At 63.6% G+C, this 22331-nt stretch carries 25 protein-coding genes, 1 tRNA gene, 1 pseudogene and 1 riboswitch; of the genes and pseudogenes, 15 read left to right on the forward strand and 12 right to left on the reverse strand.

The window, feature by feature from the left end; translation table 11 throughout:
* The first annotated feature begins 70 nt into the window (after window positions 1-70).
* Genes NDO55_RS04600 through NDO55_RS04610 form a run of 3 tightly spaced genes read left to right on the forward strand, consistent with a single transcriptional unit; the run spans window position 71 to window position 2477 of the window.
* Window positions 71-1039 carry an agmatine deiminase family protein gene (locus NDO55_RS04600; RefSeq protein WP_252112862.1) on the forward strand — a complete coding sequence of 323 codons (969 nt, stop codon included), beginning with the start codon at window positions 71-73 and terminating at the stop codon, window positions 1037-1039.
* Entirely contained in the window at window positions 1036-1887 is an 852-nt protein-coding gene (gene aguB, locus NDO55_RS04605) for an N-carbamoylputrescine amidase (protein WP_252112864.1), read from the forward strand. The genes NDO55_RS04600 and aguB overlap by 4 nt, the downstream gene beginning before the upstream one ends.
* Complete coding sequence (locus NDO55_RS04610; protein ID WP_252112866.1) at window positions 1887-2477, forward strand: hypothetical protein; 591 nt, start codon at window positions 1887-1889, stop codon at window positions 2475-2477. The genes aguB and NDO55_RS04610 overlap by 1 nt, the downstream gene beginning before the upstream one ends.
* Here NDO55_RS04610 and NDO55_RS04615 read toward each other — a convergent pair.
* Together NDO55_RS04615 and NDO55_RS04620 are read right to left on the reverse strand one after the other, a co-directional pair.
* Window positions 2474-2992 (reverse strand): GNAT family N-acetyltransferase, encoded by a 519-nt coding sequence (locus tag NDO55_RS04615; protein WP_425276896.1) that lies wholly within the window; start codon window positions 2990-2992, stop codon window positions 2474-2476. The genes NDO55_RS04610 and NDO55_RS04615 overlap by 4 nt on opposite strands.
* A pseudogene (locus tag NDO55_RS04620) lies at window positions 2987-3643 on the reverse strand (uracil-DNA glycosylase); the annotation flags it as partial. The gene NDO55_RS04615 and the pseudogene NDO55_RS04620, both read right to left, overlap by 6 nt.
* Here NDO55_RS04620 and folK point away from each other — a divergent pair.
* Window positions 3642-4157: a 2-amino-4-hydroxy-6-hydroxymethyldihydropteridine diphosphokinase gene (folK, locus tag NDO55_RS04625; protein ID WP_252112868.1), complete on the forward strand. Its 516-nt coding sequence runs from the start codon at window positions 3642-3644 to the stop codon at window positions 4155-4157. The pseudogene NDO55_RS04620 and the gene folK overlap by 2 nt on opposite strands.
* 53 nt (window positions 4158-4210) lie before the next feature.
* A tRNA-Lys gene (locus NDO55_RS04630) sits at window positions 4211-4286 on the forward strand.
* Window positions 4287-4398: 112 nt separating this feature from the next.
* Here NDO55_RS04630 and NDO55_RS04635 read toward each other — a convergent pair.
* Window positions 4399-4695, reverse strand: a complete 297-nt coding sequence (locus NDO55_RS04635) for a hypothetical protein (RefSeq protein WP_252112870.1) — start codon at window positions 4693-4695, stop codon at window positions 4399-4401.
* Window positions 4696-4868: 173 nt separating this feature from the next.
* On the opposite strand from NDO55_RS04635, the gene NDO55_RS04640 reads away from it, so the two are divergent.
* Complete coding sequence (locus NDO55_RS04640; RefSeq protein ID WP_252112872.1) at window positions 4869-5516, forward strand: PilZ domain-containing protein; 648 nt, start codon at window positions 4869-4871, stop codon at window positions 5514-5516.
* Window positions 5517-5567: 51 nt separating this feature from the next.
* Here NDO55_RS04640 and NDO55_RS04645 read toward each other — a convergent pair whose 3' ends face one another.
* The 8 genes from NDO55_RS04645 to NDO55_RS04680 form a co-directional block, all read right to left on the reverse strand.
* Window positions 5568-5975 carry a PilZ domain-containing protein gene (locus NDO55_RS04645; RefSeq protein WP_252112874.1) on the reverse strand — a complete coding sequence of 136 codons (408 nt, stop codon included), beginning with the start codon at window positions 5973-5975 and terminating at the stop codon, window positions 5568-5570.
* Window positions 5976-6011: 36 nt separating this feature from the next.
* Entirely contained in the window at window positions 6012-6638 is a 627-nt protein-coding gene (locus tag NDO55_RS04650; protein WP_252115535.1) for a DUF938 domain-containing protein, read from the reverse strand.
* A 14-nt stretch (window positions 6639-6652) separates the two neighbouring features.
* Entirely contained in the window at window positions 6653-7105 is a 453-nt protein-coding gene (locus NDO55_RS04655; protein WP_341869969.1) for an ABA4-like family protein, read from the reverse strand.
* Complete coding sequence (gene gcvPB, locus NDO55_RS04660) at window positions 7102-8781, reverse strand: aminomethyl-transferring glycine dehydrogenase subunit GcvPB (protein WP_252112876.1); 1680 nt, start codon at window positions 8779-8781, stop codon at window positions 7102-7104. The genes NDO55_RS04655 and gcvPB overlap by 4 nt, the downstream gene beginning before the upstream one ends.
* The gene (gcvPA, locus tag NDO55_RS04665; protein ID WP_252112878.1) at window positions 8778-10145 is read right to left on the reverse strand and encodes an aminomethyl-transferring glycine dehydrogenase subunit GcvPA; all 1368 of its coding nucleotides are present in this window, start codon (window positions 10143-10145) and stop codon (window positions 8778-8780) included. Before gcvPA ends, gcvPB begins: the two co-directional genes overlap by 4 nt.
* Window positions 10146-10153: 8 nt before the next feature.
* Window positions 10154-10525: a glycine cleavage system protein GcvH gene (gene gcvH, locus NDO55_RS04670; protein ID WP_252112880.1), complete on the reverse strand. Its 372-nt coding sequence runs from the start codon at window positions 10523-10525 to the stop codon at window positions 10154-10156.
* Window positions 10525-11646 carry a glycine cleavage system aminomethyltransferase GcvT gene (gene gcvT / locus NDO55_RS04675; protein WP_252112882.1) on the reverse strand — a complete coding sequence of 374 codons (1122 nt, stop codon included), beginning with the start codon at window positions 11644-11646 and terminating at the stop codon, window positions 10525-10527. The genes gcvH and gcvT overlap by 1 nt, the downstream gene beginning before the upstream one ends.
* 167 nt (window positions 11647-11813) lie before the next feature.
* Window positions 11814-11910, reverse strand: a riboswitch (glycine riboswitch).
* A gap of 98 nt (window positions 11911-12008) precedes the next feature.
* Window positions 12009-12641: a hypothetical protein gene (locus NDO55_RS04680; RefSeq protein WP_252112884.1), complete on the reverse strand. Its 633-nt coding sequence runs from the start codon at window positions 12639-12641 to the stop codon at window positions 12009-12011.
* Between the two features lie 85 nt (window positions 12642-12726).
* On the opposite strand from NDO55_RS04680, the gene ispH reads away from it, so the two are divergent.
* Together ispH and rnhA are read left to right on the forward strand one after the other, a co-directional pair.
* Window positions 12727-13674 carry a 4-hydroxy-3-methylbut-2-enyl diphosphate reductase gene (gene ispH / locus NDO55_RS04685; RefSeq protein WP_252112886.1) on the forward strand — a complete coding sequence of 316 codons (948 nt, stop codon included), beginning with the start codon at window positions 12727-12729 and terminating at the stop codon, window positions 13672-13674.
* A gap of 11 nt (window positions 13675-13685) precedes the next feature.
* Window positions 13686-14126, forward strand: coding sequence for a ribonuclease HI (gene rnhA, locus NDO55_RS04690; protein WP_252112888.1), 441 nt, complete (start codon window positions 13686-13688; stop codon window positions 14124-14126).
* Here the strand turns inward: rnhA and NDO55_RS04695 are convergent.
* The gene (locus NDO55_RS04695; protein ID WP_252112890.1) at window positions 14123-15238 is read right to left on the reverse strand and encodes an NAD(P)/FAD-dependent oxidoreductase; all 1116 of its coding nucleotides are present in this window, start codon (window positions 15236-15238) and stop codon (window positions 14123-14125) included. The two genes, rnhA and NDO55_RS04695, sit on opposite strands and share 4 nt — an antisense overlap.
* Window positions 15239-15295: 57 nt before the next feature.
* On the opposite strand from NDO55_RS04695, the gene NDO55_RS04700 reads away from it, so the two are divergent.
* The 7 genes from NDO55_RS04700 to NDO55_RS04730 all read left to right on the forward strand — a co-directional run bounded on the left by NDO55_RS04700 (window position 15296) and on the right by NDO55_RS04730 (window position 22247).
* Entirely contained in the window at window positions 15296-15760 is a 465-nt protein-coding gene (locus NDO55_RS04700) for an A24 family peptidase (RefSeq protein WP_252112892.1), read from the forward strand.
* A 47-nt stretch (window positions 15761-15807) separates the two neighbouring features.
* Window positions 15808-16821: a Flp pilus assembly protein CpaB gene (cpaB, locus tag NDO55_RS04705; protein ID WP_252112894.1), complete on the forward strand. Its 1014-nt coding sequence runs from the start codon at window positions 15808-15810 to the stop codon at window positions 16819-16821.
* A gap of 1 nt (window position 16822) precedes the next feature.
* Window positions 16823-18241, forward strand: a complete 1419-nt coding sequence (locus tag NDO55_RS04710) for a type II and III secretion system protein family protein (RefSeq protein WP_252112896.1) — start codon at window positions 16823-16825, stop codon at window positions 18239-18241.
* Between the two features lie 24 nt (window positions 18242-18265).
* Window positions 18266-18913 carry a CpaD family pilus assembly lipoprotein gene (locus NDO55_RS04715; RefSeq protein ID WP_252112898.1) on the forward strand — a complete coding sequence of 216 codons (648 nt, stop codon included), beginning with the start codon at window positions 18266-18268 and terminating at the stop codon, window positions 18911-18913.
* Window positions 18913-20181, forward strand: a complete 1269-nt coding sequence (locus NDO55_RS04720) for a pilus assembly protein CpaE (RefSeq protein ID WP_252112900.1) — start codon at window positions 18913-18915, stop codon at window positions 20179-20181. The genes NDO55_RS04715 and NDO55_RS04720 overlap by 1 nt, the downstream gene beginning before the upstream one ends.
* A gap of 85 nt (window positions 20182-20266) precedes the next feature.
* Entirely contained in the window at window positions 20267-21238 is a 972-nt protein-coding gene (locus tag NDO55_RS04725; protein WP_252112902.1) for a type II secretion system F family protein, read from the forward strand.
* A 19-nt stretch (window positions 21239-21257) separates the two neighbouring features.
* A complete protein-coding gene (locus tag NDO55_RS04730) occupies window positions 21258-22247 on the forward strand; it encodes a type II secretion system F family protein (RefSeq protein WP_252112904.1) in 990 nt (329 codons plus the stop codon).
* Window positions 22248-22331: the final 84 nt, after the last annotated feature.

Genomic DNA, 22331 nt, shown 5'->3' on the forward strand with positions numbered 1-22331 from the left:
TTTCTAGCGATCTACGCGTTCAAGAGGGCGGCCCTTCACGGGGTCGCCCTTTTTGCTGCATGGGACATCAATGAGCATCATTCCGCCGCCAGAATGGGCGCCGCACAAGGCGATGTGGATCGGTTTCCCGAGCCATCCCGATCTGTGGGAAGACGATCTCGCGCCGGCACAGGCCGAAGTCGCCGCGATGGCCAAGGCGCTATGGGCCGAGGGCGAAGGCGAGGAGATCTGGCTGGTCGCCGCCACGGAAGAAGCCGCCGCGACGGCGCGCGACATGGCGCCCTTCGCCAAGGTCGTCGTCGAACCATTCGGTGATGTATGGCTCCGCGATACCGGCCCCGTGCTCCGCAGCGATGGCCGGGCGCAGGGCTTCGGCTTCAACGGCTGGGGCGGCAAATATGAGCTTGAAGGCGACGATAGCATCGGCGAGCGGCTCGCGGCCGCGGCCGGCCTGCCCTACGACAAGGCCGACTGGATCCTCGAGGGCGGCGCGATCGACGGCGATGGCACCGGCACCTTCATCACCACCGAGCAATGCCTGCTCAATCCCAACCGCAATCCCGGCCTGTCGCGCGAAGACATCGAAGCGCGGCTGAAACGTGACCTTGGCGCGACCAGGATCGTCTGGCTGGGCGACGGGCTCGCCAACGACCATACGGACGGCCATGTCGATAATCTGGCGCGCTTCGTGGCGCCGGGCAGAGTGGCCATTCCCGAGCCGGCAGGTCCCGACGATGTGAACGCCGACATCTATGGTGACGCGGCGATGCGCCTGCTCGACGCGGAGCTGGAAGTCGTCGCCATCCCCTCGTTGGGAACGCAGGCCGCGGATGGCGAGATCATTCCGGCCAGCTACATGAACTTCCTCATCGGCAATGCCGCCGTCATCGTCCCAATCTACGGCGCCGAAAGCGACCTTGCCGCCATCGAAGCAATTGGCGGGCTCTTTCCCGACAAGCGCATCCACGGCCTTCGCGCCGACCATGTCCTGACGGGCGGCGGCTCGTTCCACTGCATTTCGCAACAGGTACCACAATGACCAAGATCACCGTCTCCGCGCTCCAGCTCGCTCTTGGTGGCAGCGTCGAGGAAAATATCGCCGCCGTGACCGAACTCGTCCGCGAGGCGGCGAGCGAAGGCGCTGAGGTCGTCCTGCCGCCCGAACTGTTCGAAGGCCCCTATTTCTGCCGCGAAGAAGATGAGACCCTCTTCGCGACGGCCAAGCCGACCGCGAAGCATCCAAGCGTGCTGGCGATGCAGAAGCTCGCCGACGAACTCGGTATCTATATCCCGACCAGCTTTTTCGAGCAGGACGGACCGCATCACTACAATTCGCTCGCCATGATCGCGCCGGGCGGCAAGATCGAGGGCGTCTATCGCAAGAGCCACATTCCCGACGGGCCGGGCTATGAGGAGAAATTCTACTTCCGCCCCGGCAATACCGGTTTCAAGACCTGGGACGGCCCCGACGAGCGCCGTCTGGGTGTCGGGATCTGCTGGGACCAATGGTATCCGGAAACCGCGCGCGCGATGATGCTGATGGGTGCCGAAATCCTGTTCTACCCGACCGCGATCGGCTCCGAACCGCACGACCCCGACCTCGACACCAGCCGCATGTGGCGCCGTGCGATGATCGGCCATGCAGTGAGCAATGTCGTGCCCGTCGTCGCCGCCAACCGCATCGGCACCGAATGCGGCCAGCGTTTCTACGGCCACAGCTTCATCTGCGATGAGCGCGGTGATTTGGTCGCTGAATTCGGCGCCGAGGAAACGGGCGTCCTGACGGCCAGCTTCGACCTCGACAAGGTCCGCGAACATCGCGCCGCTTTCGGCTTCTTCCGCGACCGGCGACCCGAACTCTACGGACGCCTGACCCAGGACATTTGATGAAGACGCGCTATCGCCTTTTGAGGAGCGGTGACTGGTTTCACCTTGAGGGGGCAGACGGCGATAGCGTCTATCTGCAGGCATCGATCAAAAGCCAGCCCACCTTGCCCACAACATTCCTTGTCGATGGGCGCGGGCAACCGGATTACACCATCGCCCGCAAAGGCTTTTCGATCCGCTTGAGACGCGGTGAGATGGGACCGGTTTTGGCGCGCCTTCGCGTCGGGTTCATGCGTTCTGCAGCGACTTATCGCCCCTTTCCTGTCCTCGACGCCGAGAAGAACCTCCTGTTCGATCTTGTGCCGCCTAGCGCCCGCAAGGGTGAAGGCATCGGGCGCCGCATTCGCGCTTTCTTCGACAGTGACCTCGATCTCATAAGGGACGGGAAGCGGATCGGGGCGGCTCTATCGCCACGTAGAGGGAGCGGTTTGGCCAGTCTGTTCGCTCAAAAGTCGCCTTATTCGGGCAAGCCCGTCGTTCCTCAAGGAGAATTACGGCTCACCGAAGGTGCCGATGTGGGTGTGCCGCTGGCCATGCTGATCCTGCTGTTCCGCCGCTTCGACTATGGCGCGCTGCGGACGCCGGTCTAGAGATCGCGACGCAGATAGACGCTGTCGACCCAGCGCTCCCCATGCTGCATCGCCTTTTCCTTGTAGCCCGAACGGCTAAACCCGACCTTTTCCAACGCCCGTAGCGAGCCAGGATTGGCGGGATCGACATCGGCGAACATGTAGGGCAGGCCGCGTCCGGAAATGTAGGAGATGAAGGCGTCGAGCGCTTCGGTCGCCAGCCCCTGCCCCCAATGGTCGCGGCGGATCATGAAACCGATTTCGGGCACGCGCCACAGTCCGCACTTGCCGATCAACTCGCCATCCTTCTCGACGATGAAATCGTCGCTATGGTCTTCGGGCGCATCGATCATGCTGGCCAGCCAGTCTTCTGTCTGATCCATGTTCTGATGGACGGGCGTGGACCAGCATTCCATCGTCTCCTCGTCTGTGAAAAGGACATGCAGCGCTTCGGCATCATCTGGGCGCGCACGGCGAAGCGTCAGCCGCTCGGTCTTGAGCTCGTTGGCGCGTTCACCGGTCAGGCCGCTACTCACCGCCTTGCCTAGCGCCTCCAGGAACATGTCCTGCGTAAGACGCCCGGTATTCTGGTTGTAGCGGCTGCAATGATAGCTATCGACGAGCCGCAACCCGTTCGGCGCCATATGCACGTTGCCGTGGCCAAACTTGGTCCCGTTCAATGTCATCCCGAGCGCACGGCAGGCTGCGTCATGCGCAATCTTGCCCAGCGCGAAGAGCGTATGAACCTTGGGGAGCATCGACAATTGCTCCTCGAAGAAAGGCCGGCAGGTCTGGATTTCCGGCCCCGTCGGCTTGTTCTCCGGCGGCAGGCATTTGACCGCATTGAGGATGATCGCGCCCTTCAGTTCGACTCCATCATCGATGCGACGATCATAATCGCCCACCGACAGGCCGACCATACGCAGCGTGTCGAACAGCAGGTCGCCGGCAAAATCGCCCGTGAAGGGGCGCCCCGTGCGATTGGCCCCATGCTTACCCGGCGCAAGCCCCACGATCGCGACACCGGCTTGCGGGTCGCCAAAGGCCGGGACGGGCGCATTGTACCATTCGGGATATTCGGCGCGGCAGGCCATGCGAAAGTCGACGAGCCGCGGGCAGAGCGGGCAATCGCGCGGCGGCTCCGCATCGGGTAGCGGCGACAGGTCGGCAGGGCTGGTCTTGTGCATGGCAAAGCCCTATCGGGCAGCGGTGCGCCAAGACAAGCATCTTTACGGGATCGGTATCGGCTCGAACCGCCGTCACGTTCGACATGGACTCCCTCAAGGGGTGGTCGAGGCCGCGATCGCGCGCCTCGAAGGCGACTTTGGACTGTTCGATGCTAGTTCGATCGTCCTCAACCGTGCATTTGGCGGGGCGGGACGCGATTTTGCCAATGCGGCGGTCATCCTCGAAAGCGAGCTCGAACCGCGCGAGATGCTCGCCGCATTGAAGATACTCGAATATGAATTCGGTCGTCGTCCCGGGAAGCGCTGGGGCCCGCGTGTCCTCGACCTCGATATCCTCGCCTGGGACGGGGGCGCCTATCATGATCGCCATCTCACCGTGCCGCATCCGGCGCTATTCGATCGCGAAACGGCACTCCTGCCTCTTGCCCAGATCGCGCCGCATTGGCGGGTCGCCAATGGCCCTACCCTTGCCCAGGCGGCAGATTTTTTGCGCAGAAGGAAACCGAAAGCGTGATTGGGGCCTTGATGCGATGAGGAACCCCCGCTAGGGCGGCTCCCGGCTGGTTTGGGCCGTTAGCTCAGTTGGTAGAGCAACTGACTTTTAATCAGTAGGTCGCAGGTTCGACCCCTGCACGGCTCACCAGCCTCTTATCCCAGAAAATCTACCAACGCCGATCGCGCTCGAAACGCAATCGGCCCGATACCGACTAGGTACCGGGCCGATCGTTACATCCGGAATGGATGATCTGAGCGGACTAGCGCTCGTAGGTCTGGACACAGCGGTCCGTGCGCTCTTCGGTGCAGGGCGGCAGGTCAGCCTCACCCTGGCGCGGCGTGAAGACGGCCGACTGGTTGGGATTGACCTGGTAGACGGTGCCATCGGCAGCGGTCCATGTCTTGTTGGCACCGCTCGGCGCCGTGCCTTCCATGGAATGGACAGTAATGCCGCGGGCATCCTTCTTGCCCGGGTCGCCCGCAGGCTGTTTGTGATCGTCTGCCTGGGCAGCGCCGGCAAGCGCGACCGCAGCGATGGATGCGATAACGAATTTCATACTCACTCTCCCTCTCGATGTGGGTGGACCAACGCAGTGCGCCGGCCCCGGATAGTCCCAAAGCGAGGAAGAAGGGGCTTTGGTTCCGCCATTGCGGCGCCATCACTAACGGATTGGTAAGGCTGTTCGGTCTAAAACGAGCATCGTTCGCAATATTGGGTGCGGAGGCCCAAGTGACTGAGACGATGATGGAAACCACGCTCTATTCGCTCAACGAGGAGAGCCCGTCGCCCGAGCAGGCCGACCGCCGCACCGGTGAACGCCATCTGACCCTGTTCCGGGTCGGATCCGTAGTCATCGACAAACGCCGCGAACTCTGCCTCATCAAGAATATCTCCGCAGGCGGCATGATGATCCGCGCCTATTGCGCGATCGAGGAAGGCGACGAGCTTTCGGTCGAACTCAAGAATGGCGATCCCATCAAGGGCCGCGTCAGCTGGGTCAAAGGCCAGAATGTCGGCGTCGCCTTTCATGAGCCGATCGACATTATCGAGATCCTGTCGACCTCAATGGACGGTCCGCGCCCGCGAATGCCGCGAATTGAAATCGATTGCCCGGTCACGCTCTACATCGACAGCAAGCCGGTTCAGGCCAAGGGCTGCGACGTCAGCCAGGGCGGTGTGAAGCTGCAGATCGCCGAACGCCTCGAAAATGGCGGCAAGGATATCGGCGTCTCGCTTCCGGGACTCGCGCCGGTGCGCGCCTCGGTCAAATGGCAGGAAGACGGCTATGCCGGCGTCACGTTCAACTCGCTGATGCCGCTCGCCGAACTCGTCGCCTGGCTCGAAGGCCAGCGCGGCCCCGTCCGCAAGGTGGGATAAAGAAAGGGGAGCAAAATGCTCCCCGTCCTTTCAAACCGACAGTGAGGTCGCCTAGCCTTCGCTCGGCGGACGTCCGAAAATCCATTCTTCCGCGAAACGACGCTCGCCCTCGCTCAACTCATGCGATTTGAGGCCCGGACGGCGGGTCGGCGCGTTGGCGCGCTGGCGCGGTTGGGGGACATGGCGACGCACGACATCGGGTTCGAGCCGCTGCGCGAACGCGACACCGGCACGACCATCGGCGCTCCAGGCAATACGGCCGGGCACCGACAGCTTTTCCTTGCGGAACAGGATCTCGGCACCTTCGACCGGCAGGTCCTCGGCCTCGATCAGCGCGCCTTCGGCAGACAGGTTGCGCAAGCGGACGTCGTGATGACGGCCGTCCAGCTCGATGCTCGCCTTCATGAAGAAGTGGGAGCGCGGCGCCTTGCGGTTCTGGTTCGTACTACTCTGATCCATGACAAGGGAAAGTAGCCGCGAGCGGTAAATGATCCTTTAAATCGGGTCCGAAACGAGCAATTTCAGCATCATATTGTTGGCCGGCATCGCACGACGGTCGACCAGCCTTAACCCACGTTTATGCGCCACTTTTTCCAGATCCTCGACTCGGCGCAAACCCCAACGCGAGTCGCGCGACTTGAGGCTGGCATCGAAGTCCAGGTTGCTGGGCGCGGTTTCGACATCGTCGGCAAGCCACGGCCCGTAGAAAATGAGCGGCGCGCCCACTGGCAGGATACGGGCAGCGGCGTCGAGTAGCCCGAGCGTCGCTTTCCACGGCGAAATATGCGCCATGTTGATCGACAGGACGGCATCGGCTGCATCGATGGGCCAGTCGCGGGCAGAGGCATCGATCCGCAGCGGCGCACGAAGGTTGGAAGGCGAACCCGCTTCCTCGCGCCAGGCCCCGATCGAGGCCAAGGCAGCAGGGTCGGGATCGCTCGGCTGCCATTCCAGATGAGGAAAGCGCGCCGCGAAAGCCAAGGCATGCTGGCCTGTCCCGCTGGCTGTCTCGAGGACGAGGCCCGCATCGGGTAGCCAGCCTTCCAACACATCGCCGATGGGCACGACGTTGCGCGCTGCGGCCGGCGCCTCGCGCTTCGCTTCGACGCCAAGGTCCTTCATCTCGTATGGCTGGCTCACGCCCGGCTCTTGATCCCGGCCATCGCTCGGGCGCGACGCTCGCGCACGATCATCCAGACCAGAAGGCCGAACGGCCCCGCCATCAGCGTCAGGAGAAGGATCGGCGCCTGGACGAGGCGGCTCACCATCTTGTGATCGGCATCCTTGGCAATCCATTGGCCAACGAACAGGTCGAACGCGAGATAATGGATCCAGCCAAGCAGCACCCCGGGCTCGCTGTCGAACAGCCTCATGACACCTTCGAGGCTCCCGAACTCGCTCCAGTCGACCCCGTCATCGCTGAAGATCAACGTGCCGAACAAGACGGTGTAGGCCAACGCGAGCAGGCCGACGCCCAAGTAAAAGATCAGCGCATGCACGCTGCCATTGCGCGGTGCGAGGATCAGCGCCGCCCACGGCAGCAGAATGGCGGTGTTGGCGATGGTGAAAAGGTTACCCCAATCCATCATCCGCCCCCATATTTCGCGCCGAGCCCCGTCGAACTGCCGTCGGGCGCGGGCGTCTTGTAGGCAAGGATGGGCTGGCGCGCAGCGAGGGTCTCGTCGAGTCGGCGGCGCGGCGCGTAGTGCGGGGCGGCCTTGAGGCATTCGTCACCCGCCATGGCGCGCTCGGCAACCGAGCGGAACGCCGTGATGAACTGGTCCAGCGTCGCCTTGCTCTCGGTCTCGGTCGGCTCGACCAGCATCGCGCCATGGACGACCAGCGGGAAATACATGGTCATCGGGTGATAGCCCTCGTCGATCAGCCCCTTGGCGAGGTCGAGGGTCGAGAGACCTTCGGCAAAGCCTTTGTCGCTGAACAGGGCCTCGTGCATGCACGGCCCGGCCTTGGCGAACGGCGCATCGACGACGTCCTCCATCGAACGCAAAATGTAATTTGCATTGAGCACGGCATCCTCGGCGACCTGTTTGAGGCCGTCGGCGCCATGACTCAGGATGTAGGCCAGTGCGCGGGTGAACATGCCCATCTGGCCATGAAAGGCGGTCATGCGCCCGAAATGCTTGAGCGGTCCGCCGAAATGCTCGACCGCGAAGCTCAGCGCATCCTCTTCCTCGACCAGATGCACGACCCCATCCTTGGTGCGGGCGGTATAGGGAAGCGGCCCGAACGGCGCGAGCGCCTCGGACAGCACCACCGGACCCGAACCCGGACCACCGCCGCCATGCGGGGTGGAGAAGGTCTTGTGCAGGTTGATGTGCATGGCATCGACGCCAAGGTCGCCGGGGCGGACCTTGCCGACGATGGCGTTGAAGTTCGCCCCGTCGCAATAGACGAAGCCGCCAGCGTCATGGACCGCATCGGAGATAGCCTTGAGGTCGCGCTCGAACAGGCCGAGCGTCGAAGGATTGGTGATCATCACGCCGGCAACGTCAGGGCCGAGGCGCGATTTCAGTGCTTCCAGATCGACGCGGCCATCCTCGTTAGCCGGGATATTTTCGATCCGGTAACCGGCGAAGGCCGCGGTGGCCGGGTTGGTGCCATGCGCGCTTTCGGGCACGAGAATGACCTCGCGGGCATCCCCCCTCGCCTCGAGCGCAGCGCGGATGCAAAGGATTCCGCACAACTCGCCGTGCGCGCCCGCCTTCGGACTCATCGCGACGCTGTGCATGCCGGTGAGTTCGATCAGCCAGAATGCGAGCTCGTTGATGACCTCGAGTGCACCGCGCACGGTGCTGGTCGGCTGCAACGGGTGCACGTCGGCAAAGCCGGGCATCCGCGCAATCTTCTCGTTGAGACGCGGATTGTGCTTCATCGTGCACGAACCAAGCGGGAAGAGCCCGAGGTCGATGGCGTAATTTTGCCTGCTGAGGCGGGTATAGTGCCGCACCGTCTGGGGCTCGGTGAGGCCGGGCAGCCCAATTTCGCTTTTGCGCCCGAAATTGCCGAGGCGACTGGTCGTCTCGCTCGCAGGCGTCGGTTGTTCGGGCTGGATCACGCCAGCGAGGTCGAGCCGCGAAGCAAAGTCGAAATCGACGCCGGTGGTCTCGGTATCGCCAATCTCGAAGATCAGCGGCTCTTCGAGCATCAGCGCGCGATTGCCGGTCGTCGTGTCGGGACCGCTCATCGCATTATGCCCGTCGACAGGCGTGCCGGGCTTCCAGCCGGAGGCGTTGAGGTCGCTCATGACAGCGCCTCCTTCAGTACCGCGCAGAGGGTATGGATATCCTCCTCGGTCGTCGTCTCGGTGACGGCTACGAGCAGCGCATCGTCGAGCCCGTCACTGTCGGGATAGAGACGCCCGAGCGAGACGCCCGCCAGCACGCCTTTGTCGGCAAGATCGCGCACGAGGGCGCGAGCATCACGGCCGACCTTCAGGGTGAATTCGTTGAAGAAATGCGCATTGAGCAGCGTCACGCCCTCGATCGCGCCAAGCTGGTCGGCGGCGAGGCAGGCAAGACGATGATTCTCCGCCGCCAGCGCGCGCAGCCCCTTCTCGCCCAGCAAGGTCATGTGGACACTGAAGGCCAGCGCGCAAAGCCCTGAATTCGTACAGATATTACTGGTCGCTTTCTCGCGGCGAATATGCTGCTCGCGGGTCGACAAAGTGAGGACATAACCGCGCTTGCCTTCGGCATCGACGGTCTCGCCGCACAGGCGGCCCGGCATCATGCGGACATGCTTGGGATCGCGGATCGCGAACAGGCCGAGATAGGGCCCGCCAAATTGCAGGCCGACGCCGATCGACTGGCCCTCGCCAACGACGATATCGGCGCCCAGATTGCCCGGTGCCTCGATCGCGCCCAATGCCACCGGTTCGGTATTGACCGCGATCAGCAGCGCGCCCTTTTCGTGCGCAGCCTCGGCAATGCGCGGGAGGTCAGGCAGGCGGCCAAGAATGTCGGGATATTGCACGACGACGCAACTCGTATCCTCGTCGATCCGCGCAATCAGGCCGTCATCGTCCGGATGCGGCGTGAGGCTCGGCGGTGCACCGGCGATCTCGTCCTCGGTGAACTTGGCCATGGTCCGCACCACCTCGGCATAATGTGGGTGCAGCGCGCCCGAGAGGACGACTTTCTTCTTCTTGCCGCGCGCGATGCGGCTGGCCATCGCCACTGCCTCCCAGCAGGCCGTCGAGCCATCGTACATGCTCGCATTGGCGATTTCGCAGCCATAGAGCCGCGCCACCTGGCTCTGGAATTCGAACAGCATCTGCAGCGTGCCCTGCGCGATTTCCGGCTGGTAGGGCGTGTAGGCGGTCAGAAACTCGCCGCGCTGGATGATATGATCGACGCTCGCCGGGACATGGTGGCGATAGGCGCCGGCGCCGAGGAAGAAAGGCGCGTCGGCGGCAGCAAGATTCTTCTTCGACAGGCGGCGCATATGCTTTTCCACCGCCATTTCGCTGGCATGGGTCGGCAGGCCGCGGATTGGGCCGTCGAGCCGCGCCTCTTCGGGCACGTCAACGAACAGGTCGTCGACGCTCTCGACCCCGATCTTCTCCAGCATCGATGCCCGATCGGCATCGGACAGCGGAAGGTAACGCATAATGCCTCCTAGAGGTTGGCGACGAAGTCCTTGTACGCGGCCTCGTCCATCAGGCCTTCAAGTTCGCTCGGATCGCTCAGCTTGATCTTGAAGAACCAGCCCTCGCCTTCGGGATCGCTGTTCACCAGCGCAGGATCGTCGGCGAGCTTTTCATTGCCCTCGACGACTTCACCCGACACCGGGGCGTAGACATCGCTGGCGGCCTTCACGCTCTCGACGACTGCCGCATCGTCGCCCTTGGCGACAGTGCGCCCCGCCTCGGGCGTTTCGGCGAAAACGATGTCGCCCAGCTGCTCCTGCGCATGCGCGGAGATGCCGACCGTCGCCACGTCGCCATCGACGCGGATCCATTCATGTTCCTTGGTGAAATAGAGGCTCATTACTTCTTCCCCTGTTGGCGCTTGTAGCGATGCGGGACGAACGGCATTGCCGCGACCGTGACGTCGAACAGCTTGCCGCGCTGTTCGGCCTTCACGACCGTGCCTTCGTCGGAAAGGTGGGTGGCGAGATAGCCCATGGCGATGGGCCGCTCGAGGCTGGGCGAGAAACCGCCCGAGGTGATCTTGCCGACGACATTGCCCTCGCCGTCCAAGAGCTTGGCGCCCTCGCGCACCGGCTGGCGGCCGTCGAGGGTGAAGCCGACGCGCTTGACGATGCTGCCATCCTTGAGTTCGCCGAGGATACGCTCGTCGCCCGGAAAGCGGCCTTCCTCGCGGCGGCGCTTGGAGATGGCAAAGCCGAGATCGGCCATGACTGGCGTCGTCTCTTCATCGAGATCGTGACCGTAAAGCGGCAGTCCCGCCTCGAGCCGCAGCGAATCGCGCGCGCCGAGACCGACCGGCTTGACGCGCTTGTCCGACACGAGGCGCGCGGCCAGTTCCTTGACCTTGTCGACATGGACCGAAATCTCGAAGCCGTCTTCGCCGGTATAGCCCGAGCGGCTGATCCACAGCCAGTTGCCGCGCCAGTCGGCGAGCCCTGCGGTCATGAACCCCATGTCGGGCGCGCCCTTGATACCGAGACATTCGACCATCACCGCTTCGGCGTCCGGGCCCTGCAGCGCCAGCAGCGCCTGGTCCTGGTGCATGGTGACGCCGACATTGCTCGGCAGCTTGCGGAAGAAATGCTTGTAGTCGGCCTGCTTGGTCGCGCCGTTGACGACGGCGATGAAATGCTGGTCGGCATTGGTGACGATAAGGTCGTCCTTGATGCCGCCGCTATCGTTGAGCAGCACCGAATAGCGCGACTTTCCGGGCTTCAAATTCTTGAAATCGCCGGGCAGCAAGCCTTCGAGCGCTTCGGCGACGCGATCGCCGGCAAAGCTCAACTGGCCCATATGGCTGACGTCGAACAGGCCGGCATGCTCGCGGGTCCAATTATGCTCGGCGATGATGCCTTCATACTGGATCGGCATTTCATAGCCTGCAAATTCGACCATGCGCGCACCGCGCTCGCGGTGCCAGCTGTCGAGGGGAAGTTTGGATGGCTCGTTGCCACTCATCGATGCGCCTTTCAAACGGTCCGGTCACGACGGCTTGGACGCCGCCGATCCATGAATTCGGACCCCCGCCTGTCGCATCGACCTGAGAGTTTCGACGGAGCGTGTCCGCCTACCCCTTCGGTGGTGGCCCCGCGCCAGGCGCAGTCCCACACTTTCCAGACTGTCATTGGGGCCAGACGGTCCGTCTGCCTGAGAGATTCCGGGGGCGGTTGCTCCTTCGGCGCCGCAGCACATTCATACCGCGACCTCTCCCGCATGGCCCCCCGATAGCGACACGGAATCGCCACCGGAGACGCCAGAAGCAATGCGCCCCGCCGACCTTTTAGTCAATCGACCAAAAGGCGGTGCGGGGCTGCGAAGATTTAACGCGTGACGTTGTAGCGCAGCTGATCGCCCGACAGCTGGAATCCGACCAGCTGTTCAAAGGTCGCGCGGGCCACGGCGGCGCGCACGGCGGGCTGGCTCAGCGGATCGATGGCGGCGTCGACATCGCCAGGGTCGCGGCGACGGGTGAGCTCGCGCTCGATCTCGGGCGGCAGCTGGGTCGCTGAGCGATTGACGCGGATCGTCGCCTGACCCGGTGCTTCGGCGCTGAGCGAGCCTGCTGCAAAGTTAAGCGTGACCTGGCCGATGCGCTTGGCAACCACGGCATCGCCGCCCTGCACGGCGACGTTGAAGATGGGCAGCGTCAGGCTACGCGCAGGACCGGCTTCGCGGCGCGAGGCGATCACGTCGAAGGTCGCGGTCGAGACGACGCTGGAGGAATCCTCGAAGCAACTGCCATCGAGGTTGGTGATGGTCGCAGTCACGTCGATCGCACTCGACGCCGTGCTTCCCGCCGGGTCGAACAAGGTGACCGAGCCGGTGCCGGCGGGGATAGCGAGCTGCGGGCAAACGCTGCGCGCGGCGATGACGCCGCCGTCGCGAATCGTCCCCTGCCCGCCGCAAGCGGCGAGCGTCAAAGTGGCGGCGGCAATGGCCAGCGGTCGAAGCATGACTGATAATCCCATTCAAATTCGGTTGAACCTATCCATAGGTAGCCCCTTCACGCTTGCCAAGCGATTGACTACATCTCTTGGCATGAATGCCGATGCCCCCAAGCTCGACGTGCTCGTTGCCGCCCCGCGCGGCTTCTGTGCCGGTGTCGACCGCGCCATCAAGATCGTCGAGCTCGCGCTCGAGCGATACGGCCCGCCCGTCTATGTTCGTCACGAGATCGTGCACAACAAGTTCGTCGTCGACCGTCTGCGCGGCCTTGGCGCCGTCTTCGTCGAGACGCTGGACGGTGTCCCCGACGGCAAGCCCGTCGTCTTTTCGGCCCATGGCGTGCCCAAGGCGGTGCCCCGAGCTGCCGAAGCACGCGGGCTCGATTATCTCGACGCCACCTGTCCGCTAGTCAGCAAGGTCCATCGTCAGGCCGAGCGGATGATCGAACATGGCCGCCACATCCTCTTCATCGGCCATGCCGGCCATCCCGAGGTGATCGGCACGTTCGGGCAGGTGCCCGAAGGCCATATGACGCTGGTGGAAACTGACGAGGATGCGCGTACCATCGAGGTCGACGATCCCGAATGTCTCGGCTTCCTCACCCAGACGACCCTGTCGGTCGACGATACCGAAGAGATTATCGAAATCCTCAAGGAACGCTTCCCCGCCATTGTCGGGCCGAAGGGCGAGGATATCTGTTACGCGACCTCCAACCGCCAGGCTGCGGTCAAGCAGATTGCCGGCCAGGTCGATCGCCTGCTGGTCATCGGCGCGCCCAATAGCTCGAACAGCCGCCGCCTCGCCGAACTGGCCGAGCGGCTCGGGACGCCTTCGGTGCTGATCGAGCGCGCCGAGCATATCGATTGGGAATGGCTGGGCACGCCGTCGAGCATCGGGATAACCGCCGGCGCTTCGGCCCCGGAGATCCTCGTCCGCGAAGTCATTGAAGCGCTAGGCGACCGTTTCGAGGTCGCCGAACGCGAGGTCGAGCATGTCGAGGAGCAGATGATCTTCAAGCTGCCCCGCGAACTGGTGGCCTGAGCACGCTTACCTTGGACACGGTAGAAATCTGGACGGACGGCGCCTGCAAGGGCAATCCCGGCCCCGGTGGCTGGGGCGCGATCCTGCGCCATGGCGAGACCGAGAAGGAGCTGTGCGGGAGCGAGGCCAACACCACCAATAATCGCATGGAAATGATGGCCGCCATTGCCGCGCTCGAAGCCTTGAAGCGCCCCTGCAAGGTCATCCTCACCACCGACAGCATCTATGTTCGCGACGGCATCACCAAGTGGATCCACGGCTGGAAGAAGAATGGCTGGCGCAATGCCGCGAAGAAGCCGGTCAAGAATGAGGATCTGTGGCAGCGACTCGAGGAAGCCGCCAAGCCGCACGATATCGAATGGCATTGGGTGAAGGGCCATGACGGCCACCCGGAAAACGAACGCGCCGACGAAATCGCGACGCGCGAGGCCGAATTGGAAGCAGAAAGCTAGAAGAAGCGCTCGGGCAGGAATGCCCGCGTCGACAATCCGCCCGCCACGCCGGTCGGCTCGTCATCCATGAAGATGGCCCGCGCGAGCGCGGCGGCGGCCGGCTGTGACTGGATGCCGGTCCCCCCCTGTCCTGCATACCAGAAGAAAGCGGGCTGACCGGGGTCACGGCCGAACACCGGATTGCGGTCGGGGCTGAAGGTGCGAAGGCCCGCCCATTTGCGCTCCACCTTTTCGACCTTCCAGTCGACGATGGTGCCGAGACGGTCGATGGCCTCGGCGACGGCCAGCTCTTCGGGTGCGGCGTCGCAGGGGTCGCAATCGGTTTCATCGTGCGGGCTGAGCCAAATCGTCTGTTCGCCCTCGCCGCGAAAATAGAAACGGCCCTCGGTATCGGCGACGAGCGGCAGTCCTTTCATGCCTTGGCGATCGACACGCAGCTGCATCATCGTGCGGCGTTTCGGCACGAAGCCCAGCGGTTCGATCCCGCATCGTTTTGCAACCTCGTCGGCCCATGCACCGGCGGCGTTGACCAGCTGTGTCGCTTCGCCCTCGCGGCCATCGCGCAAGCGGATCGCCCAGCGCCCTCCCTTATAAGACGCCTCGGCCAGCTCGGCGCTGGTCAGCATCTTGCCGCCCATGCGGGTCAAGGATGATAGGTAAGCCTGATGCAATCCGGCGACGTCGATATCGCGGCAGCTGGGTTCTGCAAGGCCGCGCGACCAGCCGTCGCGAAGTCCCGGCACTAAGGATTTCAATCGTGCCGGATCGAGCCGTTCAGTCGCAACCCCCGGCGGGATATCGGCAAAGGGCTGCTCCACCGAATCGCGCGCGACATGGATCGCACCGCGCGGGCTGAGGAAACCGTGGGGCGAGAAATTGGCAGGCGGCTGTTCGAGAAAGGCGCGGCTCGCGGCCGTCAGCGGCGAGACAGCCGCGCCGCCATAGCTTTCCAGCCAGAAGGCCGCCGAGCGGCCCGTCGAATGATAGCCGGGGCGCTCCTCGCTCTCGAGCAAGGTGACCTCGAGCCCCCGCCGCGCGAGGTGCGCACCGAGGGCCGCGCCGGCAATCCCGGCACCCACCACGACGGTATCTGAAAAAAAGTCCGGATTCACGTGGGCTTGGTTACGGTTTGGAAAGTCCTGCCGTCTAGACCCTGCATCATGATGAACATGGATTTTACCTTCATCCTCTTGGGCGGGCTGGGCTTGCTGATGGTCTACATGGCCATTCGCGACATCCAGACCTACACGATCGAGAACTGGATCGTCGGGCTCGTGGCCGTGGCCGCGCCGCTCTACTGGTGGTCCGCGGGCGTCGACCTGTGGCCCGATGCGGCAATCCGCATCGGCGTCGCTGCGATCGTCTTCCTGCTGCTGCTGGTCATGTTCAACATGGGAGTGATGGGCGGCGGCGACGTGAAGCTCGCCACCGCACTGGCGCTTTGGTTCACCTGGGCCGGCACCTTGAAGTTCCTGGTCATCATGTCGCTGGCGGGCGGGGCCCTGTCCATCTTGGTCGCCGTCAACCACAAAATCCGCAAAAAACCTGAGAAAGCCGAGGTTCCTTACGGGGTCGCGATCGCCATCGGCGTGTTGTGGTTACTCACCCAACGCTTTCTTAACCATTTTGCCTGATCACTAGGCACAGTTGAATAGGCCCACTTGGGGGAGGCGATTTCGCCATGAACGCAAAGAAACTCATGCTGCTCGTTGGAGCTCTGGTCATCGCGGTGGTTACCGCCGTCATGGCCAAGAATATGTTCTCGGGTGCCGGTGCCGTGGAGGCGGAAGCCGCTGCTGTCCCGACCGGTCCGAAGGTGTTGGTTGCGCGTAAAGCGCTGCCGGTTGGCACCCTCATCGACGCCGAGGCCCTGACTTATCAGGCCTGGCCCGAAGAACTGGTCCAGAATGCCTACTATACCGAAGAGGATGCCGACTCGGATCCGAGCGCGCTGATCGGGACGGTCGTCCGTTCGCAGATCACCGCCGGTCAGCCGATCACGCGTGGTAGCCTTGTCGGTCCCGATGATCGCGGCTTCCTCGCTGCGGCTCTCGGCCCGGGCATGCGCGCCATCACGGTGCCGATCGAAGTGACGCGCGGCGCTGCCGGCTTCATCTTCCCGGGCGACCGTGTGGACATGATCCTCACCCAGAATGTCGCTGCGACCGATGACGGTCCGCCGCTGCAGGCCTCGGAAACGATCATTCGCAACCTGCGCGTTCTCGCCACCGACCAGCGTCTCGACGCCAAGGACGAAGAGGGCAAGCAGGTCGTGACCGGCTTCTCGATGGTGACCTTCGAAGTCACCCCGAAAATCGCCGAGAAGATCCAGGTGTCGCAGAATGTGGGGACGCTGAGCCTGGTGCTGCGCTCGATCGCCGACAATCAGTCGGAGCTCGAACGTGCGGTTGCCGCTGGCGAAGTGGAAGTGCCCGAAGGCGCGACCCCGGCTGACGAACGTCGCATCCTGCTGCAGGTCGCGAACCGTCCGATCGACACCAACACCACCTATACGACGGGTGGCCAGGTTTCGCGCTTCCAGCGCTCGAGCATGGCCCCGGTCAAGAAGCCTGATGCGTACGGCGCGAACAACAATAATGTCCAGGCCGCGGCTGCCAATGCGGTGCCCGCCGGTCCGACGGTCCGTGTCGCTCGTGGCAATGTTGTCAGCATCGTTCCGGTAGGGAGCCGCTAAGATGAAGACCTTGAAGAACACGATCCGTGTCACGGTGGCTGCCGCTGCCCTGACCCTCGCTCCGATGGTCGCCGCGACCCCTGCCCTTGCGCAGTCGGCCGCCGTCCAGCCCGACGAAACGCTGACGCTCAGCCAGGGCACGGGGACCTTGGTCCGCCTGCCCGGCACCATCACCGACGTCTTCATCGCTGATGAAACGATCGCCGATGTGACCGTTCGCTCGAACCGCCAGATCTACATCTTCGGTGAGAATTTCGGTGAGACGACCATCTATGCCACCGGTGCCGGCGGCCAGGTCATCTATGCCGCGAAGATCCAGGTCGGCAATAATATCGGGTCCGTCGACCAGATGCTCACCCTGGCGATGCCGGAAGCCAATATCCGCGCCACGCCGATGAACAATCTGGTTCTCCTGACTGGTACGGTTGAATCGCCGAACGATGCCGAAGAAGCCGAACGCCTCGTTCGTGCCTATGTCGGTGACGGCCTTGAAGTGGTGAGCCGCCTGCGTCAGGCGACCCCGCTGCAGGTCAACCTCAAGGTGAAGATCGCCGAGGTGAACCGCACGCTGATCAAGAATATCGGTGTGAACCTGCTGTCGACCGCCGATAATACGGACGGTTTCCAGTTCGGTATCTCGCAGGGTTCGGCCGTCAACAATGACGGTTCGGTCATCCGCGGTCCGCTGGGTGCCACCCTGCGCGGCGCTGGCAGCCTGTTCGGCCTCGACCTGGTCGGTGCGCTCGAGCTGGCCGAGACCGATGGTCTTGTCACCACGCTCGCCGAACCGAACCTCACCGCGCTCTCTGGCGAAACCGCAAGCTTCCTTGCCGGTGGTGAATTCCCGGTTCCGATCAGCCAGACGCTCGGCGCTGTCTCGATCGAATATAAGAGCTACGGTGTCGGCCTTGCCTTCACCCCGATCGTGCTCGCCGACGGCCGCATCTCGATGCGCGTCCGCCCGGAAGTTTCCGAACTGAGCCAGGAAGGCGCCATCCGCCTCAATGGTTTCGACGTTCCGGCGCTGGTTACCCGCCGCGCGGAAACCACCGTCGAACTGGGTTCGGGCCAGAGCTTCATGATTGCCGGCCTGCTGCGTCAGACGGGCACCAACAATATCGAGAAGACCCCGCTGCTCGGCGACCTTCCGATCCTTGGTGCGCTGTTCCGCTCGACGAGCTTCCGTCGCAATGAGACCGAACTGGTCATCATCGTGACGCCCTATCTCGTGAAGCCGGTTTCGGGCCGCCTGCCGCTACCGACCGATGGCTATCGCCATCCCAACGATGTCGAACGCGTGCTGGAAGGCCAGAGCTATGTCGGCGTGTCGGGTCCCGAAGGGGTCGTCCCTGACGCCCGCGTCGGCGGCACCCAGCAGGCCCCCGCAGCTGCAGCTCCGCAGCCCGGTTTCAGCCTCTAAGCGGTCAAGAAGGGAAACAGCAACATGACCAAGAAGCTCATCCTCCTCTGCGCCGCAAGCGCCGCTTTGGCCGGCTGTGCAGGCTCGATGTACGAAGGCCGCCAGGACGCCGCGGGCCTCGCCCCGGTCAACGTTCCGGTCGTCAGCCAGAGTGTCTACGCCTATGACGTGGCCGCGCCCGGCGGCAACCTGCCGACCAGCGAAGCCGATCGTCTCAACGCCTGGTTCGCCTCGCTCGGCCTGCAATATGGCGACGTCGTCTATGTCGACGGTCCGCTTGCCGCTGCAGCCCGCGACGATGTCGCCGGCGTGGCCAGCCGCTATGGCCTGCTGCTCAGCGACGGTGCCCCGATCACTGCCGGTGCCGTCCCCCCGGGCGCGGTCCGCGTGGTTGTCGGTCGTGCGGTCGCCAGCGTGCCGAACTGCCCGAACTTCGACGGCCGTTCGCAGCCCAACCCCCAGAATGTCGCCATGCCCGGTTACGGCTGCGGCGTGAACGGGGCGCTGGCTGCCATGGTCGCGAACCCGAATGACCTGGTCTACGGCCGTGCCGGCACCGGTGTCACCGACAGCCGTGCTGCCGCCCGTGCTGTCCAGACCTATCGCGAACAGCCCCAGACGGGCCGCGACGGGCTCGAAAAAGTCAACACTCAAGAAGCAGGAGGGCAGTAATGAACGCGCCTTTCCAAGCACGCGCCGGTTTGCGTGAGCCTTTCACCGCTTTCGTCTGCGACGAAGAAACTGCAGACATGCTCCGCCCCGTGGCGGTCGAGCATGGCTGGTCGCCGGACAAGGTCAACAAAGGCGGCCTGCGCAATGCAGTCCAGTCGCTCTCGGTCTCGGCCAGCCCGAACGTGCTGTTCGTCGACCTGTCGGAATCGGCCGACCCGCTCAATGACATCAACTCGCTCGCCGAAGTCTGCGAGCCGGGCACGATCGTCATCGCCGCCGGCCAGGTCAACGATGTCCGCCTCTATCGCGACCTTACCGCGAGCGGCATCCACGATTACCTGCTGAAGCCGTTCACGGTCGACCAACTGCGCGAAACCTTCGCCCAGGCGCAGTCGATCCTGTCGGGTCCGCGTGGTGAAGCCCAGGCCGAAAAGCCGCATGTCATGAGCGCCGTCATCGGCGTGCGTGGCGGCGTCGGCGCCTCGACCATCGCTACCAGCCTTGCCTGGATGCTGGGCGAGAAGGCCAACCGTTCGACGGCCCTCCTCGATCTCGACATCCATTTCGGCACCGGCGCGCTGGCGCTTGACCTCGAGCCTGGCCGCGGTCTCACCGACGCCATCGAGAACCCGTCGCGTATCGACGGCCTGTTCATCGAACGCGCCATGGTCCGTGCCAACGAGAAGCTTTCGGTCCTCTCGGCCGAAGCGCCCATCTCGCAGCCGATGATCACCGACGGCACTGCCTTCTTCCAACTCCAGGAAGAAATGAAGAATGCCTTCGAATCGACGGTCATCGACACGCCGCGCCACATGCTCATCCAGTATCCGCACATGGTCCATGACGCCCATGTCGCGGTGGTGGTCTCTGAGCTGACGCTGGCCGCGACCCGCGACACCATCCGCCTGCTCGCCTGGCTCAAGTCCAACGCGCCGCAGACCAAGGTGATCGTTGCTGCCAACGCCGTGCCCTCGGGCGGTGCGCTGGAAATCAGCCGCAAGGATTTCGAACAGTCGATCGAACGCGATGTCGACATCGTCTTCCCGGCCGATCCGAAGGCGGCGGCCCAAGCTGCCAAGCTCGGCAAGCCGCTTGCGGAAATCGCGACCGGCAAGCTCGCCCAGCCGTTCGCAAAGCTGTCGAACATGGTCCTGAGCCACGCCAGCGAGGACGGCGCCGAAATGCCGACCACCGAAGGCGGTTCGAAGGCCTCGATCATGGATGGCCTCAAGAACATGCTGCAGAAGCCCAAAGCCGAAGCAGCCTAAGGCCAAGTCAAGTCCGCGGGGGGTGCGGGCAACCGGTTGAGACAACCGCCCCCCTCGCATCTACGTTTAGAAGGGGTCCACGCCCATGCTGCTCGTCCTGATGATTGTCGGTCTCCTCGGTGCCGGCGCGCTTGCATATTTCGCTTTCCAGGGGCCGAGCCCCCAGAAGGCCCTCAAGCGCCGCGTCGAAGTGCTGCGCGAGCGTCATTCGCCGGGCGGCGCGACGCAGGCCAATGCGCAGGCTCAGATCCGCAAGCTGATGGAGAAGCGCAAGAACCGCGCCGACAGCTTTGCGGCGACCCTGGTCCCGCGCCCTGCCCTCATGCAGGCCCGCCTCAAGCGTACCGGTAAGAATATCGAGCTGGGCCGCTACGCCATCATCAACGCCGTCATCTTCGGCGTCGTTGCCGCATTGCTCATGCTGCAGGGCTTCCCGTTCCTGCTGGCCATCATGGTCGGCCTGCTGGTCGGCATCGGCCTGCCGCATATGGCCGTCAGCCGCATGATCAAGAAGCGGATCAACACCTTCACCGCCAATTTCCCCGACGCCATCGAACTCATGGTGCGCGGCCTGCGCTCGGGTCTTCCGATCACGGAAACGCTCGCCATCGTCGCCAACGAGATCAAGGGTCCCGTCGCGGACGAGTTCAAGATCGTCGCCGACAAGATGAAGGTGGGCAAGACGATGGAATCGGCGCTTCAGGATACGGCAGACCGCCTCGAGACGCCCGAATTCCAGTTTTTCGTGATCACGTTGGCGATCCAGCGCGAAACCGGTGGTAACCTTGCGGAGACCTTGTCGAACCTCGCCGACGTGCTCCGCAAGCGCTCCCAGATGAAGCTCAAGATCCGTGCGATGAGCTCGGAATCCAAGGCCTCGGCCTGGATCGTCGGCTCGCTGCCCTTCATCGTGTTCGCGCTGATCATGGTGATCAACCCGCCCTACATGTTGGGCTTCTTTCAGGACGAACGTCTGATCATCGCCGGTATCGGCGGTCTGGTCTGGATGTCGATTGGCGTCGGCATCATGGCCAAGATGGTCAGCTTCGAAATCTAGAGCGAGGAAAGGCAGAACCATGGAAGCTACCGGTCCCACCCTCCTCGGTATCGACGTCGTCTGGGTTGCAACCCTGTTGTCGGCGGTCGCCGTCCTGGCCGTGCTCACCGCCATCTATGCGGCGACGACGGCCAAGGATCCGATGGCCAAGCGCGTGAAGGCCCTCAATGCTCGCCGCGAGCAGTTGAAGGCCGGCATCGTTGCCTCGACCAACAAGCGCAAGCCGCTGACGAAGAAGAACAAGGCGGCGGACAATGTCCGCAACCTGCTGACCCAGTTCAAGATGGTCCAGACCGACCAGCTCGAGGCGACCCAAAAGCGTCTCGGCCAGGCCGGTATCCGTTCCAAGGAACTGGCCTACTTCATCATTTTCGCACGCTTCGTGCTGCCGGTCGTGCTCGGCCTGTTCGCGGTCGTGATGATCTATGTCGTGGACTATTTCCCCGAATGGAGCGCGATCAAGAAATATGGCGCCCTCGCGCTGACCGTCTTCGGTTCGTACAAGGCGCCGGACATCTGGCTCAAAAACAAGGTCGACAAGCGCTCCAAGGCGATCCAGAAGGGCCTGCCCGACGCACTCGACCTGTTGGTCATCTGCGCCGAAGCCGGTCTCACCGTCGACGCCGCATTCAGCCGCGTCAGCAAGGAACTGGGCAAGGCCTATCCCGAGCTGGGCGACGAATTCGGCCTGACCGCGATCGAGCTGGGCTTCCTCAACGAGCGTCGCAACGCGTTCGAGAACCTCGCCTATCGCGTTGATCTCGAAGCCGTCCGCGGCGTCGTGACGACGATGATCCAGACCGAGAAATACGGCACCCCGCTGGCCAGCGCGCTGCGCGTCCTCTCGGCCGAATTCCGTAACGAGCGCATGATGCGCGCCGAAGAAAAGGCCGCGCGTCTCCCGGCGATCATGACCGTGCCGCTCATCCTCTTCATTCTGCCGACCCTGTTCGTGGTCATCCTGGGTCCGGCCGCCTGTTCGATCTCCGACAGCTTCATCAACGGCTAGTCGCGACGATCAAGAAGGCTTCCCTGGTGGGGGGAAGGAACCGCCGTCATCCTTAGGGGTGGCGGCGGTTTTCATATCCGGCTT

The sequence above is a fragment of the Sphingomicrobium sediminis genome (genome assembly GCF_023805295.1).
Lineage (GTDB): Bacteria > Pseudomonadota > Alphaproteobacteria > Sphingomonadales > Sphingomonadaceae > Sphingomicrobium > Sphingomicrobium sediminis.

Bases quoted from the DNA above. Each gene is read 5' to 3' on its own strand.
- NDO55_RS04600 (WP_252112862.1), top strand. From the start codon at position 71: ATGAGCATCATTCCGCCGCCAGAATGGGCGCCGCACAAGGCGATGTGG.
- aguB (WP_252112864.1), top strand. From the start codon at position 1,036: ATGACCAAGATCACCGTCTCCGCGCTCCAGCTCGCTCTTGGTGGCAGC.
- NDO55_RS04610 (WP_252112866.1), top strand. From the start codon at position 1,887: ATGAAGACGCGCTATCGCCTTTTGAGGAGCGGTGACTGGTTTCACCTT.
- folK (WP_252112868.1), top strand. From the start codon at position 3,642: ATGGCAAAGCCCTATCGGGCAGCGGTGCGCCAAGACAAGCATCTTTAC.
- NDO55_RS04635 (WP_252112870.1), bottom strand. From the start codon at position 4,695: ATGAAATTCGTTATCGCATCCATCGCTGCGGTCGCGCTTGCCGGCGCT.
- NDO55_RS04645 (WP_252112874.1), bottom strand. From the start codon at position 5,975: ATGGATCAGAGTAGTACGAACCAGAACCGCAAGGCGCCGCGCTCCCAC.
- NDO55_RS04650 (WP_252115535.1), bottom strand. From the start codon at position 6,638: ATGAAGGACCTTGGCGTCGAAGCGAAGCGCGAGGCGCCGGCCGCAGCG.
- NDO55_RS04655 (WP_341869969.1), bottom strand. From the start codon at position 7,105: ATGATGGATTGGGGTAACCTTTTCACCATCGCCAACACCGCCATTCTG.
- gcvPB (WP_252112876.1), bottom strand. From the start codon at position 8,781: ATGAGCGACCTCAACGCCTCCGGCTGGAAGCCCGGCACGCCTGTCGAC.
- gcvPA (WP_252112878.1), bottom strand. From the start codon at position 10,145: ATGCGTTACCTTCCGCTGTCCGATGCCGATCGGGCATCGATGCTGGAG.
- gcvH (WP_252112880.1), bottom strand. From the start codon at position 10,525: ATGAGCCTCTATTTCACCAAGGAACATGAATGGATCCGCGTCGATGGC.
- gcvT (WP_252112882.1), bottom strand. From the start codon at position 11,646: ATGAGTGGCAACGAGCCATCCAAACTTCCCCTCGACAGCTGGCACCGC.
- NDO55_RS04680 (WP_252112884.1), bottom strand. From the start codon at position 12,641: ATGCTTCGACCGCTGGCCATTGCCGCCGCCACTTTGACGCTCGCCGCT.
- ispH (WP_252112886.1), top strand. From the start codon at position 12,727: ATGAATGCCGATGCCCCCAAGCTCGACGTGCTCGTTGCCGCCCCGCGC.
- NDO55_RS04700 (WP_252112892.1), top strand. From the start codon at position 15,296: ATGGATTTTACCTTCATCCTCTTGGGCGGGCTGGGCTTGCTGATGGTC.
- cpaB (WP_252112894.1), top strand. From the start codon at position 15,808: ATGAACGCAAAGAAACTCATGCTGCTCGTTGGAGCTCTGGTCATCGCG.
- NDO55_RS04710 (WP_252112896.1), top strand. From the start codon at position 16,823: ATGAAGACCTTGAAGAACACGATCCGTGTCACGGTGGCTGCCGCTGCC.
- NDO55_RS04715 (WP_252112898.1), top strand. From the start codon at position 18,266: ATGACCAAGAAGCTCATCCTCCTCTGCGCCGCAAGCGCCGCTTTGGCC.
- NDO55_RS04720 (WP_252112900.1), top strand. From the start codon at position 18,913: ATGAACGCGCCTTTCCAAGCACGCGCCGGTTTGCGTGAGCCTTTCACC.
- NDO55_RS04725 (WP_252112902.1), top strand. From the start codon at position 20,267: ATGCTGCTCGTCCTGATGATTGTCGGTCTCCTCGGTGCCGGCGCGCTT.
- NDO55_RS04730 (WP_252112904.1), top strand. From the start codon at position 21,258: ATGGAAGCTACCGGTCCCACCCTCCTCGGTATCGACGTCGTCTGGGTT.